Annotated in this window: 18 protein-coding genes and 2 pseudogenes; 9 read left to right on the top strand and 11 right to left on the bottom strand. The window is 74.9% G+C overall.

Annotated elements, in window-relative coordinates:
* The first annotated feature begins 5 nt into the window (after positions 1-5).
* Both ACFP3R_RS06520 and ACFP3R_RS06515 read left to right on the top strand, forming a co-directional pair.
* Positions 6-545, top strand: coding sequence for an NUDIX hydrolase (locus ACFP3R_RS06520; protein ID WP_380633779.1), 540 nt, complete (start codon positions 6-8; stop codon positions 543-545).
* Positions 497-796 carry a DUF6191 domain-containing protein gene (locus ACFP3R_RS06515; RefSeq protein WP_380633777.1) on the top strand — a complete coding sequence of 100 codons (300 nt, stop codon included), beginning with the start codon at positions 497-499 and terminating at the stop codon, positions 794-796. Before ACFP3R_RS06520 ends, ACFP3R_RS06515 begins: the two co-directional genes overlap by 49 nt.
* On the opposite strand, the gene ACFP3R_RS06510 is transcribed toward ACFP3R_RS06515, so the two are convergent.
* The 6 genes from ACFP3R_RS06510 to ACFP3R_RS06485 all read right to left on the bottom strand — a co-directional run bounded on the left by ACFP3R_RS06510 (position 768) and on the right by ACFP3R_RS06485 (position 4,679).
* Positions 768-1,688, bottom strand: a complete 921-nt coding sequence (locus ACFP3R_RS06510; protein ID WP_380633775.1) for an aldo/keto reductase — start codon at positions 1,686-1,688, stop codon at positions 768-770. The genes ACFP3R_RS06515 and ACFP3R_RS06510 overlap by 29 nt on opposite strands.
* A gap of 70 nt (positions 1,689-1,758) precedes the next feature.
* Positions 1,759-2,184, bottom strand: coding sequence for a DUF6879 family protein (locus ACFP3R_RS06505; protein WP_380633773.1), 426 nt, complete (start codon positions 2,182-2,184; stop codon positions 1,759-1,761).
* 1 nt (position 2,185) lies between these two features.
* Positions 2,186-2,353, bottom strand: a complete 168-nt coding sequence (locus ACFP3R_RS06500) for a hypothetical protein (RefSeq protein ID WP_380633771.1) — start codon at positions 2,351-2,353, stop codon at positions 2,186-2,188.
* A 1-nt stretch (position 2,354) separates the two neighbouring features.
* Complete coding sequence (locus ACFP3R_RS06495; RefSeq protein ID WP_380633769.1) at positions 2,355-2,855, bottom strand: hypothetical protein; 501 nt, start codon at positions 2,853-2,855, stop codon at positions 2,355-2,357.
* A gap of 154 nt (positions 2,856-3,009) precedes the next feature.
* The gene (locus ACFP3R_RS06490) at positions 3,010-3,774 is read right to left on the bottom strand and encodes an ABC transporter permease (protein ID WP_380633767.1); all 765 of its coding nucleotides are present in this window, start codon (positions 3,772-3,774) and stop codon (positions 3,010-3,012) included.
* Positions 3,771-4,679 carry an ABC transporter ATP-binding protein gene (locus ACFP3R_RS06485; protein WP_380633765.1) on the bottom strand — a complete coding sequence of 303 codons (909 nt, stop codon included), beginning with the start codon at positions 4,677-4,679 and terminating at the stop codon, positions 3,771-3,773. The genes ACFP3R_RS06490 and ACFP3R_RS06485 overlap by 4 nt, the downstream gene beginning before the upstream one ends.
* Before the next feature lie 111 nt (positions 4,680-4,790).
* On the opposite strand from ACFP3R_RS06485, the gene ACFP3R_RS06480 reads away from it, so the two are divergent.
* The 4 genes and pseudogenes from ACFP3R_RS06480 (at position 4,791) to ACFP3R_RS06465 (ending at position 8,952) form a co-directional block, all read left to right on the top strand.
* On the top strand, positions 4,791-5,891 hold the full coding sequence (locus tag ACFP3R_RS06480) for a sensor histidine kinase (protein WP_380633763.1): 1,101 nt from the start codon (positions 4,791-4,793) through the stop codon (positions 5,889-5,891).
* Between the two features lie 86 nt (positions 5,892-5,977).
* Positions 5,978-6,622 carry a response regulator gene (locus tag ACFP3R_RS06475; RefSeq protein ID WP_380633831.1) on the top strand — a complete coding sequence of 215 codons (645 nt, stop codon included), beginning with the start codon at positions 5,978-5,980 and terminating at the stop codon, positions 6,620-6,622.
* A 60-nt stretch (positions 6,623-6,682) separates the two neighbouring features.
* Positions 6,683-7,051, top strand: a pseudogene (locus tag ACFP3R_RS06470) (toll/interleukin-1 receptor domain-containing protein); the annotation flags it as partial.
* Complete coding sequence (locus ACFP3R_RS06465) at positions 6,934-8,952, top strand: nSTAND1 domain-containing NTPase (protein WP_380633830.1); 2,019 nt, start codon at positions 6,934-6,936, stop codon at positions 8,950-8,952. The pseudogene ACFP3R_RS06470 and the gene ACFP3R_RS06465, both read left to right, overlap by 118 nt.
* 116 nt (positions 8,953-9,068) lie before the next feature.
* Here the strand turns inward: ACFP3R_RS06465 and arc are convergent, their stop codons facing one another.
* The gene (gene arc / locus ACFP3R_RS06460; protein ID WP_380633761.1) at positions 9,069-10,868 is read right to left on the bottom strand and encodes a proteasome ATPase; all 1,800 of its coding nucleotides are present in this window, start codon (positions 10,866-10,868) and stop codon (positions 9,069-9,071) included.
* A gap of 227 nt (positions 10,869-11,095) precedes the next feature.
* Complete coding sequence (locus tag ACFP3R_RS06455; protein WP_380633759.1) at positions 11,096-11,410, bottom strand: hypothetical protein; 315 nt, start codon at positions 11,408-11,410, stop codon at positions 11,096-11,098.
* Positions 11,411-11,485: 75 nt separating this feature from the next.
* Between ACFP3R_RS06455 and ACFP3R_RS06450 the strand changes: the two genes are divergently transcribed.
* Positions 11,486-11,944: a hypothetical protein gene (locus tag ACFP3R_RS06450; RefSeq protein WP_380633758.1), complete on the top strand. Its 459-nt coding sequence runs from the start codon at positions 11,486-11,488 to the stop codon at positions 11,942-11,944.
* 58 nt (positions 11,945-12,002) lie between these two features.
* On the opposite strand, the gene ACFP3R_RS06445 is transcribed toward ACFP3R_RS06450, so the two are convergent.
* Together ACFP3R_RS06445 and ACFP3R_RS06440 are read right to left on the bottom strand one after the other, a co-directional pair.
* On the bottom strand, positions 12,003-12,830 hold the full coding sequence (locus ACFP3R_RS06445) for a tRNA (adenine-N1)-methyltransferase (RefSeq protein ID WP_380633756.1): 828 nt from the start codon (positions 12,828-12,830) through the stop codon (positions 12,003-12,005).
* Between the two features lie 93 nt (positions 12,831-12,923).
* A complete protein-coding gene (locus tag ACFP3R_RS06440; RefSeq protein ID WP_380633754.1) occupies positions 12,924-13,469 on the bottom strand; it encodes a hypothetical protein in 546 nt (181 codons plus the stop codon).
* Positions 13,470-13,578: 109 nt separating this feature from the next.
* Between ACFP3R_RS06440 and ACFP3R_RS06435 the strand changes: the two genes are divergently transcribed.
* Complete coding sequence (locus ACFP3R_RS06435; protein ID WP_380633753.1) at positions 13,579-14,694, top strand: sensor histidine kinase; 1,116 nt, start codon at positions 13,579-13,581, stop codon at positions 14,692-14,694.
* Positions 14,691-15,329: pseudogene (locus tag ACFP3R_RS06430) on the top strand (response regulator); the annotation flags it as partial. The gene ACFP3R_RS06435 and the pseudogene ACFP3R_RS06430, both read left to right, overlap by 4 nt.
* Positions 15,330-15,417: 88 nt before the next feature.
* Here the strand turns inward: ACFP3R_RS06430 and ACFP3R_RS06425 are convergent.
* Positions 15,418-16,548, bottom strand: coding sequence for a site-2 protease family protein (locus ACFP3R_RS06425; RefSeq protein ID WP_380633751.1), 1,131 nt, complete (start codon positions 16,546-16,548; stop codon positions 15,418-15,420).
* Positions 16,549-16,554: the final 6 nt, after the last annotated feature.

Below are 16,554 nucleotides of genomic sequence, written 5' to 3'. Positions count from 1 at the left end.
CCCGGATGAGCCTGGAGGAGGTCCTGCTCGTCGACCGGGGTGGCAACCCCGTCGGCGCGGCGACGAGGGCGCGGGTGCGCGCCGAGGGGTTGTGGCACGCGTGCGCGGCCATCGTGGTGCGGTCGCTCGACGGGCGGCGGCTCTACGTGCACCGGCGCACCGACACCAAGGACGTCTACCCCGGCCTCTACGACCCCACGTGCGGCGGGGTGGTCGCGGCGGGCGAGACGCCCGACGAGTGCGCCGCGCGCGAGCTGGCCGAGGAGCTGGGCGTCACCGCGACGCCGGCGTTCCGGTTCCGCACGACGTTCGTCGACGGAACCATCCGCTACGTCGCGCACGTTTACGAGACGCGCACCGACGGGCCGTTCACCCACCAGCCGGAAGAGGTGGCGTGGGGCGGGTGGGTGGAGGTCGGGGAGGTGCGCGCGCTGGTGGAGGACCCGGACTGGCCGGTGGTGCCGGACGGCCGGGCGTTGGTCAAGGGGTGGTTCGAGTGGGTCCGGCGTTCGCCCTGTCCATCCCCGGGCTCGCCGTGCTGCTGATCGCGCCGGCGAGCGGCGAACTGCTGCTGCGGCGGGTCCGCCGCCGCCGGGGCGGGCACCCGGTGATCGGCACGACCGCGTTCGACGAGTTCACCGCGGTGGTGCACGGGAGCAAGCGCGTCGAGCCGGAGCAGCGGCAGACCACGCTCGTGCTGGGCGAGGACGAGGAGTCCGGCGCTCCCCCGCGCGGTCCGGTCGACCTGGACTCCGGCTCGGTGCGGCTCAGTCCCAGGCCAACGACGCCCGGGTAGCCCAGTACCGCTCGGGCGGCTCCGCGAGGTCGGTCAGCTCGTCCGGGTCCAGCTCCACCTCGCGGGCCGCCAGGTTGGCGCGCAGCTGGTCGGCGCTCGCCGCGCCCGACAGCACCACGTCCGCCCACGGCTGGGCCCGCACCGCGGCCAGCGCGACCGCGTCCGGGCCCACGCCGTGCCGCCCGGCCAGCTCGCGCACCCGCGCGGGCGGGTCCACCGCGAGGCGGCCGTTGGCCACGCACTCCTTGACGAACACCTCGACCCCGGACTCCGCCGCCCGCGCCAGCTCGGGCCCGACCGAGGTCTCCAGCACGTTCCAGGTCGACTGCACCGCGTCGAACAGCTTGCGCCCCTCGACCTCCAGCTCCAGCGCCCGGCGCACCGTCCCGGCCTGCTCCGGACCGGAGGTGGAGAAGCCCAGCCGGACGCCCGAGTCGCGCAGCTCCCCCAGCGCGAGCAGCAGGTCCAGGTCGCCGAACAGCGGGCTGTCCGCGGTCAGCGAGTGCACCAGGTAGAGACCGACGTGCGCGCCGAGCAGGTCCCGCGTCTCCGCCCACTGCCGCCCCAACCGCTCCCGCGAGTGCTCCTTCACCTCGTGGGTGGCCGCGTCCACGCGCCAGTCGCCGACGTAGGCGTACCCCCACTTGCTCGACACCCGCACGTCGCGGTGCCCGCGCGAGTCGAGCCACCCGGCCAGGAACTCCTCCGCCCGGCCGTACGAGCGGGCCGCGTCGACCCGGCGCACCCCGGCCTCGTAGGCGGCGTCCAGCACGGTGTGGCAGTGCTCGCGCATGGCCTCCACGTCCCGGTCGGCGGGCAGCGCCCCGTCGCGACCGAGGTTGATGTAGGCGGGGCGGCCGAGGGCGGCGAGACCTAGGGCGAAATCGGGCACGCCGGACACGGTAACCGGCGATTCCCGCAGCCGCCCCCGGACGACCCGGTCGCGCCGGCCCGGAACCGGGTCAGCCGGCCCGGTCGCCGGTGCGCGCCCGGTTCTCGCGCCAGTACACCGGGTGGGTCGCCCGGTATTCCGGGCAACTCGTCGCCGCGGCGACGGCCGCGTTCCGGTGGGCGACGTGGGCCGCCACCTCGGCATCGGGCAACCGCTCGTGCCCCGGGTGTTTCCCGTCCTCGTCGTAGAGCATCCGGACCACGGCGGACTCGTCGTACATCCAGTAGTCGTAGTCGGGCAGTTCCGGCGGTTCGGCCACTTCCGCGAGGTCCAGGACGTACAGGCGTTGCCCGGCTCGCTCGGTGTCGGCGCACGGCCGTTCCAGCGCCCAGCGCTCGTGATCGGTGAGCGGTCCGCGGCACACGTGGACCTCGTCCCGGCGGACGCCGTCCGCGACCTTCGCGCGGATGAAGTCGTTCCACCCGCTGTCGTCCAACTCACCTCGGGTTCGCCCGCAACGCGCCGACGCCCGGGTCGTCGGGATGGGCGGCGAGGAGGTCGAGCGCGTTCCGCCACCGCGCCGAAGCCGCTTCCGCGTCGCCCGAGAGGTGGAGCGCCACGGCGAGGTCCGCCAGGGCGTCGACCGCGCCCCGGTCGTCGTTCACCTCACGGTGGACGGCGAGGGCCCGGGTGCGGCCCCAGGACGCGGAACAGTCCGGACGCCTCGTCGGGCAGGGCCCGGTAGGACCAGGCGAACACCGCGCGCACGGCGTGGAGGAAGCGGTCCAGCGCCTGTTCCGGCGTCACCGGCTCGGCCGGGTCGCAGCCGCGCAGGTTCACGTGGAGCTGACCGTCCGGGAACCGGTCCTTGATCCGGTGCGCCCAGCGCACGGCCAACGACGTCTTGCCCACGCCGGCCGTGCCGACCACGATCACGACGCCGTTCCCGTCTTCGGCCGACGTGGCGTCCAACTGGTCCGGCTCGTCGACGCGGTTCACGAAGCGCGGCGCGTTCCCGGGGAGCCGGCGCGGCGGTGGGCCCGGGAACCTCGACACGTGGCCGTAGAGGTGCACGCCACCGGTGACGTCACGCGCCTGGACCACGTCGTGGGCGCTTCCGACCAGCTCCGGCCGGTTGTCGTCCGGTCGATGTCCCTCTTCGCTCATCGCGTCTCACCCGTGTGGTCGCACGGTCGTGCGGAACCCGGCTCGACGGGCGTGGCCCGCCCACGTCGGGACCTCGTCCGCGATGGACGGGCAGTGCACCGCTTCGCGACACTCCGTAGTCACCGCCGCGACCACCGGTCACCGCCCGCCGACCTCAGGCGTCCCGGCGGACCAGCGCCACCGCGCCCGCCCCCAGCGCCACCACCACGTAGGCGATCATCACCAGCCCCGCCCCCGACGGCGACAGCACCGAGCCCTCCGCCCCGGCCAACTGCGGCGGCAGCACCGGCGGCAGCACCGAGTACAGCGGCTCGCCCCACCGCCGCGGCAGCAGCAGCGCCACCACCGGCAGCACGAACAGCAGCCCGCACAGGGTCACCAGCGCGCCCGCCGTCGACCGGACCACGAAGCCCAGCCCCAACCCCACCAGCGCGACCAGCACCAGCGACGCGGTGTTCGCCAGCAGGGTCGGCAGGGCCTCGCCGAACGAGTCGTACGCCGAGATCGGCTTCGGCCGGTTCCCGGTGATCAGCTCGCCCGCCACGTAGGCCAGCAGGTTCGCCACCGCCGCGACGACCAGCGACACGCCGGCCACCACGACCGCCTTGGCCGCCAGCAGCCGCCCGCGGCGCGGCACGCCCACCAGCACCGGGCGGATCATGCCGGTGCCGTGCTCGGCGGTGATCGCCAGCGCGCCCAGCGCCCCCAGGCAGAACTGCCCGAACGGCAGCAGCGGCACCGCCGGGTCGGCGCGGTCGAACCGCTGCCGCCGCTCCGGCGGCGCCACGTCCCAGTCGGCGGTCATCAGGTACGACACCACGACGCCGACCGCCAGCAGCAGCGCGATCGCCAGCAGCAGGTACGCGGTGGAGCGCACCGAGCGGAGCTTGAGCAGCTCCGACCCGAGCACGTCGGTCATCGGGCGGTCTCCTTCGCGCGGTACTCGACGCTGTCCTCGGTGAGCCGCAGGTAGGCGTCCTCCAGGGACGCGCCGCGCGGGGTCAGCTCGTGCACGGGCAGACCCCGGGACGCGGCCAGGTCCGCGATGTCGGCGGCGGCCAGGCCGCGCACGAGCAGCGCGCCGTCCTCGGTGGCGACCGACGCGCCGGCCCCCTCCAGCACCCGGCCCAGCTCGCCCCGCTCGGGCGAGCGGACCAGCACGTCCTCCTGGAACCGCGCCCGCAGCTCCCGCACGGACGCCTCCAGCACCAGCCGGCCCCGGCCGATCACGATCACCCGGTCGGCGGTCAGCGCCATCTCGCCCATCAGGTGGCTCGACACCAGGACCGCGCGGCCCTCGGCGGCCAGGTCGCGCATCAGGTGGCGCACCCAGCGGATGCCCTCGGGGTCGAGGCCGTTGACCGGCTCGTCGAACAGCAGCACACCGGGGTCGCCCAGCAGCGCCGCCGCGACACCGAGCCGCTGCCTCATGCCCAGCGACAGCGCGCCGACGCGCCGGGTCGCCGCGCCCGCCAGGCCCACCAGCTCCAGCACCTCGTCCACGCGCCGGTCGCCGATGCCGTTGGCGCGGGCCAGCACCCGCAGGTGGTCGCGGGCGGTGCGGCCGCCGTGCGCGGCGCCCGCGTCCAGCAGCGCGCCCACCTCGTGGACCGGCCTGCGCAGCTCGGCGTAGCGGCGGCCGTTGACCAGGGCCTCGCCGCCGGTCGGCCGGTCCAGGCCGAGGACCATCCGCATGGTGGTCGACTTGCCCGCGCCGTTCGGGCCGAGGAAGCCCGTCACGTGGCCGGGTTCGACCTTCGTGGTGAGCTCGTCCACCGCCCGGGTCTTCCCGTAGCGCTTGGTCAGCCGTCTCGTCTCGATCACGGTGACGAGCCTGCGCGCCCGGCGCGCCCGGCGGATCGGACCGGGGTCCGCACCCCGGGATCGGCCCGGAGTCCGATGCCGGGGGCCCGCCGGCCGGATACCGTGCCGGCCGTGGACCCCCGCGTGCTGCGCCTGCCGACGGCCTACCTCTACGGGTTGGACGGGCTCGCCGCCGTGGTGGTCACCACGACGTACCTGGGCTTCGTCGAGATGAGCCCCGCGCCGCCGTGGCTCGGCCTCCCCCTGGCGGTGCTGATCGGCGCGCCACTGGCGGTGCGCCGCCGCCGGCCGCTCGCGGCGCTGGTGGTCGTGGTGGCGGCGCAGTGCGCGGCCACGGTCGCGCACATCACCCTGGAGCCCTACGCGCCCACGGCGTTCGTCATGTACTCGGTGGCCGCGCTGTGCCCGCGGCGGGTCGCGGTCGGGGCGCTGGCGGCGTCGCTGGCCGCGGCGGCGCCGGCGGTGGCCGTCGCGGAGCCGTGGCCCGACGACCTCGGGCTGGTGCTGTTCGTGTCGGTGCTGGTCGGCGCGTCCTGGGCGCTGGGCCGCACCACGCGGGTCCGGCGGTCCTACGAGGCGCGGGCGGCGGCGGAGCGGGCGGAGCGGGCGGTCACCGAGGAGCGGATGCGCATCGCCCGCGAGCTGCACGACGTGGTGGCGCACAGCCTGACCCTGATCGCGGTCAAGGCCGGCATCGCCGCCCACGTCGGGCCGGGCCGCCCCGAGGAGACCCGGGAGGCGCTGCGGGTGATCGGGACGGCGTCCCGGGACACGCTGGTGGAGATGCGTCGGCTGCTGGGCGTGCTGCGCGCCGAGGACGCGGCGCCCGAGCTGGCGCCCATGCCCGGCCTGTCGGACCTGCCCGAGCTGGTGACGCGGGCGTCCCTGGCCGGGGTGGAGGTGGACCTGTCGGTCGGCGGCCCGGTGCCCGACGCGCTCGGGCTGACCGTGTACCGGATCGTGCAGGAGTCGGTGACCAACGTGGTCAAGCACGCGGCGCCCGCGTCCTGCGCGGTGTCGGTGGAGGTGTCGGGGGGTGAGGTGGCGATCTCGGTGGTGGACGACGGGCCCGGCGAGCGGGTGCTCGGCGGCGGTGGCGGGCACGGGCTGATCGGGATGCGGGAGCGGGTCGCGGTGTACGGGGGGACGTTCTCGGCGGGGCCGCTGGCCGGGCGCGGGTTCGCGGTGCGGGCACGGGTGCCGCTGTCGTGACCGACGTGGCGGTGAGCGGTGTGGCGGTGAACGGTGTGGCGGTGAGCGGTGTGGCGGTGAACGGTGTGGCGGTGAACGGTGTGGCGGTGACCGACGTGGTGGTGGTCGACGACCAGGCCCTGCTGCGGGGCAGCTTCCGGGTGCTGGTGGACTCCGCGCCGGACCTGCGGGTCGTCGGCGAGGCCGGCGACGGGGCCGAGGCGGTGGCCGTGGTGCGCGCGACCTCGCCGGACGTGGTGCTGATGGACGTGCGGATGCCCGGCGTGGACGGCATCTCGGCCACCCGCGAGATCAGCGCCTCCTCGTCGGCCCGGGTGCTCATCCTGACCACGTTCGACCTGGACGAGTACGTCTACTCGGCGCTGCGGGCCGGCGCGAGCGGGTTCCTGCTCAAGGACACGCCGCCCGCCGACCTGCTGGCCGCGATCCGGGTCGTGGCGGCGGGCGACGCCCTGCTGGCGCCCTCGGTGACGCGCCGCCTGGTGGCCGAGTTCGCCCGCGCGCCGCGACCGCGCCCGGTGCGGCTGGACGGGGTCACCGACCGGGAGCGGGAGGTGCTGGCCCTGATCGCGCGCGGCCTGTCCAACGCCGAGATCATGCGGGAGTTGCACCTGTCCACCGGCACGGTCAAGACCCACGTCGGCAGGCTGCTGCACAAGCTCCAGGCCCGCGACCGGGCGCAGCTGGTGATCGCCGCCTACGAGTCGGGCCTGGTCACCGCGCGCGCCTGACCCCGTCACCGCCCGTGCCCGCGGCGGTCCGCTCTGCCAGGTTGGGCCGGGGGGTCGAACGTGGACGGGGTGTTCGTCAGCTACCGCACCGGTGACGGCGACTGGGCCGCCACGCTGGTCGCGCGCGAGCTGGAGTCGCGGTTCGGCGCGGACCGCGTGTTCCTGGCCAGCCGGACCATCCGGCCCGGCGACGACTTCACCGAGCAGATCGACCGGTGGCTGGACCGCGGCGACGTGCTGCCGGCGGTGATCGGCCCCCGGTGGCTGACCGCGTCCAACGGTCGCGGCCGGCGGCTCGACGAACCCGGCGACTGGGTCCGGTACGAGATCGCCACCGCGCTCGCCTCGGGCGTGCGGGTGATCCCGGTGCTGCTGGACGGCGCGGAGCCGCCCGCCGAGGCCGACCTGCCGCCGGGCACCGGGGCGCTGGCCCGCAGCCACGTGCTGCGCCTGCGGCACGGCAACGACGACCGGGACATCTCCCGGCTGGTCGACGAGCTGGCCGCGCTCGGCCCGGCCGGCCGGGCCGGCCCACCCCCGCAGGCCGGCCCGCGCCCGCGCCCGGGTTCCGCCCCTACCGCGGGCTGGAGACCTTCCGGGAGGAGGACGCGGCCCTGTTCCACGGCCGGGACCGCGAGGCCGCCCGGCTCCGGGAGCTGGTCTCGGCCCACCCCGTGGTCGTGGTGGCGGACGCGTCCGGCAGCGGCAAGTCCTCGCTGGTCCGCGCCGCGCTCGTGCCCCGGTTGCGGGCGGGGGGCGCGCGGGTCGCGGTGTTCCGGCCGGTCGTGGACACGTCGCCGGTGGCGGGCCTGCTCAGCGCCGTGCGCGCGGAGGTCGGCGCGGACCTCGCCGACCGCCTCGACCGCGACGAGGTGCGCCTGTGGGCCGACCCGCTCGCGGCCGGCGTGGGCCGGTTGGTGCTGGTCGTCGACCAGTTCGCCGACGGCCCGGTCACCGCGGCCCTGGCCGGCACCGAGCGCGGGACGGTGCTGACTGTCTGGCCCGGCACCCTCGACGGCGACCCCGGACCGTGGTCGGTCGAGGGCGTGCCCGGACCGACCGCGGCGGCGCTGGACCACGACGGCGGCCGGCTCGCCGCGTTGGGCGAGGACCGGCGGATCGGGCTGTGGGACGTCGAGCGCCGCGAACCGGTCCAGGTCCGCGCCGACGGGCTGCCCCCGCGCAGGTCCGAACTTCCGGCTGGGCTCCGACGGCCGGTCCCTCGTGGTCTCGGACGCCTTCGGCCCGGACGAGGTGATCGTCTTCGACCTGGAGACGGGTCGGGAGCGGCACCGCTTCGACTCGGCCGTGGTCGCCGGTCGCGGCGCGAGCGTGCTCACCTGCGCCGGGTCCGCGGTCCAGGTGTTCGACGCGGCGACCGGTGCGCGGCAGCGGACCGTCGACCTGCCCGACTGCGCGGTCACGCGCCTGGACGACGCCGACACCACGGGCCGGTACGTGGTCGAGCACCGGATGGGCAGCACCTCCGGCAGCGGGCGCTACGAGGTCCTCGTCCTGCTGGACCTCGCGACCGGCCGGAGGCACGTGGTCACGGCGCCGAGCGGGCCGGACGGCGTGATCGGGAACCTGACCGCCACGCCGAGGTCGGACGGTTCCGCCCCCTGCTGGCCGCGCCCTTCGGGACCACGGTGGTCGCGCTGCGCGCCCCGCGGGCCCCACCCGACCTCGGGCGCCCGTCCGGCACCCCGGTCGGCGACGGCGGGCACGAGGTCGACGTGGTCGGGGACGAGGTGCTCCTCCTCGCCCCGGGCGGCCGGGTGGTCGCCCGCCGGGGCGCGCCGCACGTGCTCGACCCGACGGTCCCCCTCGGCCGGCCGGCCTTCGCGCCCACGGCGGACGGCAGCCGGGTGGCCGTCGCGGTCTCGGGCCGCGTCACGGTCTACTCGGTGCCCGACCTCACGCCGGTGCGGACCCTCCGCCTCCCGTCCCGGGCCGATCCCGACCGCCCCCGCGACCAGGAGCGGTGGGGCGTCGACCTGTTCTCCGCCGGCGACCGGGAGGTGACCGCGGTGTGCGAGGGCCTGCTCACCCGGTGGCCGGCCGGCCCGGTCGACCCGCCGCTGGACCTGGACGCCCGGGGCCCCGAGCGGGACGGCGACGTCGAGGTGCTCCCCCGGCCGGGTCACCCGGACGAGGTCCTCGTCCTCGCCGACCGCCGGCACCTGGAGGTGTGGGACGTCCGCGACCGGGCCGCGAAGGGGCGGATCGCCTTCGCCCTGCGGGCGGCGGGCAGCGACACGGGGTCCCTGGTGCCCGACCCCGCCGGGAAGCGCCGACCGGTTCCCCGACGCGCCCACCCACGGCCGTGACGAGGGCCTCTGCTCCTGATCAGGGCGCCGCGCCCCGGACGTGCGGAAGCCCGCCCGGCGAGGTGCCGGACGGGCTTCCCGGCGGTCGCTCCCCGTGACGCGGGGCGCCGCCCTTGCTACAGGTACTGACCGGTGTTCGTGGCCGTGTCGATGGCCCGGCCCGACTCCTGGTTCTTGCCGGTGACCAGCGTGCGGATGTAGACGATCCGCTCGCCCTTCTTGCCCGAGATCCGCGCCCAGTCGTCCGGGTTGGTCGTGTTGGGCAGATCCTCGTTCTCCGCGAACTCGTCCACGATCGCGTCGAGCAGGTGGCGCACCGACAGACCCGGCTGCTTGGTGTCCAGCAGGCTCTTGATGGCCGCCTTCTTGGCGCGGTCGACGATGTTCTGGATCATGGCGCCGGAGTTGAAGTCCCGGAAGTACAGGACCTCCTTGTCACCGTTGGCGTAGGTGACCTCCAGGAACCGGTTCTCCTCGGACTCCTCGTACATCCGCTCGACCGTGTGCTGCACCATGCCCTCGATGCAGGCCGACGGGTCGCCGCCGAACTCCGCGAGGTCGTCGGCGTGGATCGGCAGGTCGGGCGTGAGGTACTTGTTGAAGATGTCCTTCGCGCCCTCGGCGTCCGGGCGCTCGATCTTGATCTTCACGTCGAGCCGGCCGGGGCGCAGGATGGCCGGGTCGATCATGTCCTCACGGTTGGAGGCGCCGATCACGATCACGTTCTCCAGGCCCTCGACGCCGTCGATCTCGCTGAGGAGCTGGGGCACGATCGTGGTCTCCACGTCGGAGGACACGCCGCTGCCGCGGGTGCGGAAGATCGAGTCCATCTCGTCGAAGAACACGATCACCGGGGTGCCCTCGGACGCCTTCTCGCGGGCCCGCTGGAAGATCAGGCGGATGTGCCGCTCGGTCTCGCCGACGAACTTGTTGAGCAGCTCGGGGCCCTTGATGTTGAGGAAGTAGCTCTTGGCCTCGCGGTGGTCCTCGCCACGCGCGCGGCTGACCTGCTTGGCCAGGGAGTTGGCCACCGCCTTGGCGATGAGCGTCTTGCCGCAGCCGGGAGGGCCGTAGAGCAGCACGCCCTTGGGCGGGCGCAGCTTGTACTCGCGGAAGAGGTCGGCGTGCAGGAAGGGCAGCTCCACGGCGTCGCGGATCTGCTCGATCTGCCGGAACAGGCCGCCGATGTCCTCGTACTTGACGTCGGGCACCTCCTCCAGCACCAGGTCCTCGACCTCGGCCTTGGGGACCCGCTCGTAGGCGAACCCGGCCTTGGAGTCGACCAGCAGCGAGTCGCCCGACTTGAGCGGCGCGTCCATCAGCGGCTGGGCGAGCCAGACCACCCGCTCCTCGTCGGCGTGGCCCACGACCAGGGCCCGGCCGATCGAGGTGTCCTCCTCGCCGGACTCCAGGACCTCGCGCAGCGTGCAGACCTCGCCGGTGCGCTCGAAGCCGCCGCCCTCGACCACGGTCAACGCCTCGTTCAGGCGCACCGACTGGCCCAGGACCAGGGACGACGTGTCGACCGCGGGCGACACGGAGACGCGCATCCGACGACCGGAGGTGAACACGTCCACCGTTCCGTCGTCGAACCGCGCCAGGAACACGCCGTAGCCGCTGGGCGGCTGGGCGAGGCGGTCCACTTCCTCGCGCAGCGCCAGCAGCTGGCCCCGCGCTTCCCGAAGGGTGTCGATGAGCTTCGTGTTGCGCTCGGTCAGTTGGCTGACGCGCTCCGTGGCCTCTGCCAACCGCTGCTCCAGCAGGCGGACGTGTCGTGGGGATTCCGTCAACTTGCGGCGCAGCAACGCGATCTCGTCCTCGAGGAACCGGATCTGCGCAGTCAGCTCACCAGAGTTGTTGCCCGTGTTCAGCTCGCCACCCTCATCGGGCTGGCTGCCGGGATGACCGTGCTGCATGTCGGCACCCTCCTCCCGTGTTCGTACGACAACGGTACCGGCGATCACCGACAAAAGCCGCCACCCAGCGCCTTCCCGGGTGTTGGGTGATCACACAACCGCCCGCTCGGCCGGATCGACTGCTCCATACCGGTGTCTGCCGGAACCGCCCACCCGCTACCGTGCGTCCAACACGAACGACCCACTCGCGTGGTCCGGGCAGTGTCCACTGCCACCAGCGGAAAGTTCTAGGAGAAGTGATGTCCGTCCCGCCGCAGCAGCCGGATCCCCACGGTCAGCAGCCGGGGCCGTTCGGCCAACAACCAGGCCAGTTCGGCCCGCAACCGGGGTTCGGCCAGCAGCCCGGCGGGTACCCTCCCCCGCCCCAGGGGTTCCCACAGGGTGGGCAGCAGCCCGGCTACGGCCCCCCGCCGGGCGCCTGGGGGCAGCCCGGTCAGCCGGGCCAGCCCGGTCCCGGGCAGCCGGGTCAGCCCGGTCAGCCCGGTTACGGCCAGCAGCCCTACGGCCAGCCGGGCCAGTTCAACCAGCCCGGTTACGGCCAACCGGGTGGTTTCGGCGACCCCTACGGCACACCGCGCAGGAAGAGCCCCCTGCCGTGGGTCCTGGCGGGCGGCGGCGTGCTGGTGATCGCGGTCGTGGCGGTGCTGTTCCTCACCCTCGGTGGTGGCGGGGGCAACGGCTCCCCCGAGGACGCGGCGAAGGGCTTCGCGGCGGCGCTCACCGACAAGGACTTCGACAAGATGCGCTCGCTGACGTGCCCGGAGTACCAGGACAACGTCGACGACATGCGCAAGCTCTACGACGCGAACAGCCAGCTGGAGGAGATCGAGAAGCAGCTGGAGGGCCTGCCGCCGGAGATGCGGGAGAGCGCCAAGAAGTCGATCGAGGCGGCGAAGAACATCAAGATCACCGCCACGGCGGGCGACGTGAAGGAGACCTCGGACACGACGGCCGAGGCCACCATGAAGGTCACGTACGAGAACGTGCCCGAGGAGATGAAGGCCCTGATGAAGGACCAGGAGGACACCCTCTACCTGCGCAAGACCGATCAGGGCTGGGTCGCCTGCGACAAGTGACCCCCGGTCGTGCGACGGCCCCCCGCACCGAACCGGCGCGGGGGGCCGTCCTCGCCGGTCAGCCCTTCGACGGGCGGCGCTGCGGGCGGGGCGGGGTGACGCCGTCGGCGAGCCTGCGGGTGGTCAGCAGGAACGCGGTGTGGGCGATCATCCGGTGCTCGGGGCGCACGGCCAGGCCCACCACGTGCCACGGCCGCACCAGCGTCTCCCAGGCGTGCGGCTCGGTCCAGTGCTGCTGCTCCCGGATCGCCTCGGTGACCTTGGACAGCTGGGTCGTGGTCGCCACGTAGACCACGAGCACGCCGCCCGGGATCAGGCTGCGCGCCACGGTCGGCAGCACGTCCCACGGTGCGAGCATGTCGAGCACCACCCGGTCGACCTCGCCGGTGTGGTCGACCACGTCGCCCACGGTCAGCGACCAGTTGCCGGGCCGCTCGCCGAAGAACTGCTCGACGTTGCGGACGGCGTGGTCGGCGTGGTCCTGGCGCACCTCGTAGGAGGTGACGGAGCCCTTCTCCCCCACGGCCCGCAACAACGAGCAGGTCAGCGCCCCGGACCCGGCGCCGGCCTCCAGCACCCGGGCGCCCGGGAACACGTCGCCGTACATGACGATCTGGGCGGCGTCCTTGGGGTAGATCACCTGCGCGCCGCGCGGCATGGACAGCACGTAGTCGGGCAGCAGGGGCCGCAGCGCCAGGAACGACGTGCCGCCGACCGAGACGACCACCGAGCCCTCCGGCTGCCCGATCAGCTTGTCGTGCGGCAGGGCGCCGCGGTGGGTGTGGTACTCCCGGCCCGGTTCGAGCACGATCGTGTAGTGCCGTCCCTTCGGGTCGGTCAACTGCACCCGGTCTCCCGGCCGGAACGGACCACTGGCGGTGCTCACCGCGGCGAACCTCCTGCTAAAAGCGCGTCAACAGCGCACGATGGTCGCACGGTGGCCGCCGCGGTCTCCCGGCGGCACCGGCCCCCGCGCCGCTCACCCCTCCCCCTTCTCGGTGAGGGTGTGGTAGACGGGCCAGCCGACCAGCCAGACCAGCCCCACCACGGTCATGCCCCGCACCTGGTCCCACAGCGGCCGCGTGCGCTCCGGCTCGCCCACGACCGCCACCAGCAGCAGCACCACCACGCAGGTGACGGCCCAGGCGAGGGCGAACCGCCCCCACTCGCGCCACTCGTGGCGGACCCGCGCCGGCCCGCGCCGCGGCGGTTCCTCCGGCGGCGGACCACCGGCGAAGCGGTGCGCGAACCGCTGGTCGGCCCACCGGAGCAGGCTGTGGCCGAACGCCACGCTCACCCCGAGGTAGACCGCGGCGAGCCCGTGCGCGGGCTTCGCCTCGCCCCCCGCCCTCAGGTCGAGGACGGTCGCCACCAGCAGCACCACGTCCACCAGCGGCGTGCAGACCAGCAGGACCGCGCCCAGCCGGGGCGCGCGCAGCGCGTACCGGGCCAGCAGCCCGGCGGCCAGCACGACCCAGAACCCGACCTCGCACGCCACCACCACGAACACCAACGGATCGACCACGGGGGCAACGGTGCTGTTCGGAGGGGTTCCGGCGCGTCGTCGGGCCGACCGACCGGAGGTCATCACTTCGGAGGACGCCCGGTGCGCGCGGCTGTGCTGTGATGGCGGGGTGGAGCTGCCCCGGAGACACCACGACCTGCTGGTGGCGGTGGCCTCCTTCGGCCTGGGGCTGCTGGTCTACCGGCTGGGCCTGGACCTGGTCGTGGGCGGGCGGGACGGGGCGACCCCGACCGGTGCCCGGGTGGCCGTCCTGGCGGTGGCGTGCGCCGGCCAGGTGTTCCGCCGCAGCGCGCCGGTGGTGGCGCTGGTCGTCGTCTCCGCGGCCACCCTGGTCGACCTCTACCTGGACCTGAGCATGCCGGTGGTCGTGGTGTGCGTCGACGTGCTGTTCACGGCCGCCCTGCACGGCCCGCGCCGGCTGCACCGGGTGCTGGTCGGGGCGGTGGCCGCGCTCACCGTCGGCATCGCCGTCGTGGTGGCGGTGCTCGGGGACTGGCGGCTGTCCTTCTACACCGGGTTGCAGGTGTTCTCGCTGCTCGTGGTGCCCGTGTGGTGGGCGACCAACGTCCGGCGGCACCGGGAGGGGGCCGAGCAGATGGCCCGGATCGTCGAGCTGGACCGGCGGGCGGCGGTCGCCGCCGAGCGCACCCGGATGGCCCGCGACCTGCACGACGTGGTGGCCGGGCACCTGGCCGCGATCGCCATCCAGTCCGAGGCGGTGCTGTCGCTGCGCGACGGCGACCCGGGCACCTCGCGCGCGGTGCTCAGGGCGGTGCGCGAGAACAGCGTGCGGGCGCTGGCGGAGATGCGGATGATGATCGACGTGCTGCGCGCCGACGACCCCGTGGACGAGCCGGTGGCGGTGCGGCTGGTCGACGTCGGGCGGCTGGTCGAGTCGGCCCGCGCGGGCGGGCTGGACGTGGCGTTGCGGGAGGCGGACGTCACCGGGCTGCCGACGGCGGTGGACGTCGCCGCCTACCGCATCGTGCAGGAGGCGCTGACCAACGCGGTGAAGCACGCGTCCGGCGCGTGGGCGTCGGTGGCGCTGGAACGGCAGGTCAGGCGGTTGGTGGTGGTCGTGCGCACCGAGTGGCGCGGCGCGTCGGGGGACGGGTCGGGGACGGGGTTGGCGGGCATGGCGGAGCGGGCGCACGCGGTGGGCGGCCGGTGCTCGGCCGGCCGGGAGGGCGGCGAGTGGGTCGTGCGGGCGGAGCTGCCGCTGTGACCGGCTCGGTCGTCCGGGTGCTGGTGGCCGACGACCACGCGGCGATCCGCGCGGGCCTGGTGATGATCCTGGGCGGCGCCGAGGGCGTCGAGGTGGTGGGCGAGGCCGGGGACGGCGCGGCGGCGGTGCGGCTGGCGCGGGCGCTGCGGCCGGACGTGGTGCTGATGGACATCCGGATGCCCGGCACCGACGGCATCGAGGCGACCCGGCAACTGGCCGGGGTGTGCGAGGTGCTGGTGCTGACCACGTTCGACCTGGACGAGTACGTGCACGGCGCGCTGCGGGCGGGCGCGGCGGGGTTCCTGCTGAAGTCCGTGGAGGCGCCCGCGCTGGTCGAGGCGGTGCGGCGGGTCGCGGCCGGGGACGGGGTGCTCGCGCCGGCCGTGACCCGGCGGGTGATGCGGGAGTTCGCCGCCACCGCGCCCCGGGTCCGGCCGGCCGGGTTGGACGCGCTGACCGAGCGGGAGGTCGAGGTGCTGCGGTGCCTCGGCGAGGGGCTGTCGAATCACCAGATCGGGCGAAAGCTGCACATCGGCGAGACGACGGTGAAGACGCACGTGTCGCGGGTGCTGACGAAGCTGGACCTGAGGTCGCGGGTGCAGGCGGCGATCCTGGCGCAGGACGCCGGGCTGCTCGGCGGTCGGGGCGGGGGTCCCGTCGGCGGTCCGGCCGGGGGTTCGGGCGGCGGTCCCCTCGGCGGCGGTCCTATCAGCGGCGGTCCCCTCAGCGGCGGTCCAGGGCGGCCTTGAGGTCCTCGCGGCGCAGCACGCCCGCCGGGCGGCCCTCCAGGTCGACCACCAGGTACTCCCAGGCGGCGGTGCCCCGCACGCGCTCGACCACCTCGTCGCCGCTCTCGTTCTCCAGCAGCACGGTCTCCGGCCGGATCGGCACGGCGGCCTGCTCGGCGGGCGCGTGCGGCGAGGTCGAGGCCAGGCGGCGGGCCATCTCGCGGTCGAGCAGCCCCGCGGCCACGCCGTCCGCGCGGACCAGGACCACGCCCCGGCCCGCGGACGCGGTGAGCGCGCCGGACACCGGGCTCTCGGCGGGCAGCTGGAGGACCGGGCGGACGAGCTCGGTGAGCGTCAGCCCCTCCGGCCAGGTGCGCCGGTGCTCGGCGGTCAGCTCGCCGCGGGCGCCCGCCAGCACGAACCAGGCGGTCAGCAGGCACACCCCGAACCGGACCCAGCGGTCCTCGCTGCCCTCCAGCACGCCCCAGACCGCCCACACGACCAGCAGCGCGGCCACCACGCCGCCGCCCGCCACCGCGGCCCTGGTGCCCGAGGCCCGGCGCCCCGTGACGGCCCACACCCCCGCGCGCAGGATCCGGCCCCCGTCCAGCGGCAGCCCCGGGAGCAGGTTGAACACCGCGACGGCGGCGTTGGCGAAGGCCGTCTGGGCGACCAGCAGCCAGATCGCGTCCGGCGCCGGCATCGCGACGGCGGCCAGGGCGAACACCCCCGCCAGGAAGATCGAGACCAGCGGGCCGGCGACGGCGATGGCGCCCTCGTGGCCGGGGCGGGTCGGGGTGCGCATGACCTCCGACACGCCGCCGAGCAGGAACAGGCGCAGGCGGCGGACGGGCAGGCCGAGGCGGAGCGCGACCAGGCTGTGGCCCAGCTCGTGGGCCAGCACGGACAGTCCCAGGAAGACCGCGAAGGTGGCGGCCAGCAGCACGCCGGTGGTGCCGTCCGCGCCGGGGACGAGGCGGCTGACCATGGGGGCGTAGAGCGCGACGATGGCGGCCGAGCCGAGCCACCAGGAGGGTGCGAGCAGCACGGGGATACCGGCCGCGCGGAACAGCGGCAGCCCGCCGTCCCGGCCGACCTGCCGTCGCCAACTGCCGGTTGTCGTCACGTCCGA

Origin of the sequence: Saccharothrix lopnurensis (assembly GCF_042658445.1) — a bacterium.
Lineage (GTDB): Bacteria > Actinomycetota > Actinomycetes > Mycobacteriales > Pseudonocardiaceae > Actinosynnema > Actinosynnema lopnurensis.
Note: the sequence above shows the minus strand (reverse complement) of the source record. Positions and strands in the feature narration are given on the sequence as shown.

What these genes read in the sequence shown, in the direction of transcription:
- ACFP3R_RS06520 (WP_380633779.1), top strand. Translation starts at nt 6, where the DNA reads ATGAGCCTGGAGGAGGTCCTGCTCGTCGACCGGGGTGGCAACCCCGTC.
- ACFP3R_RS06495 (WP_380633769.1), bottom strand. Translation starts at nt 2,855, where the DNA reads ATGAGCGAAGAGGGACATCGACCGGACGACAACCGGCCGGAGCTGGTC.
- ACFP3R_RS06490 (WP_380633767.1), bottom strand. Translation starts at nt 3,774, where the DNA reads ATGACCGACGTGCTCGGGTCGGAGCTGCTCAAGCTCCGCTCGGTGCGC.
- arc (WP_380633761.1), bottom strand. Translation starts at nt 10,868, where the DNA reads ATGCAGCACGGTCATCCCGGCAGCCAGCCCGATGAGGGTGGCGAGCTG.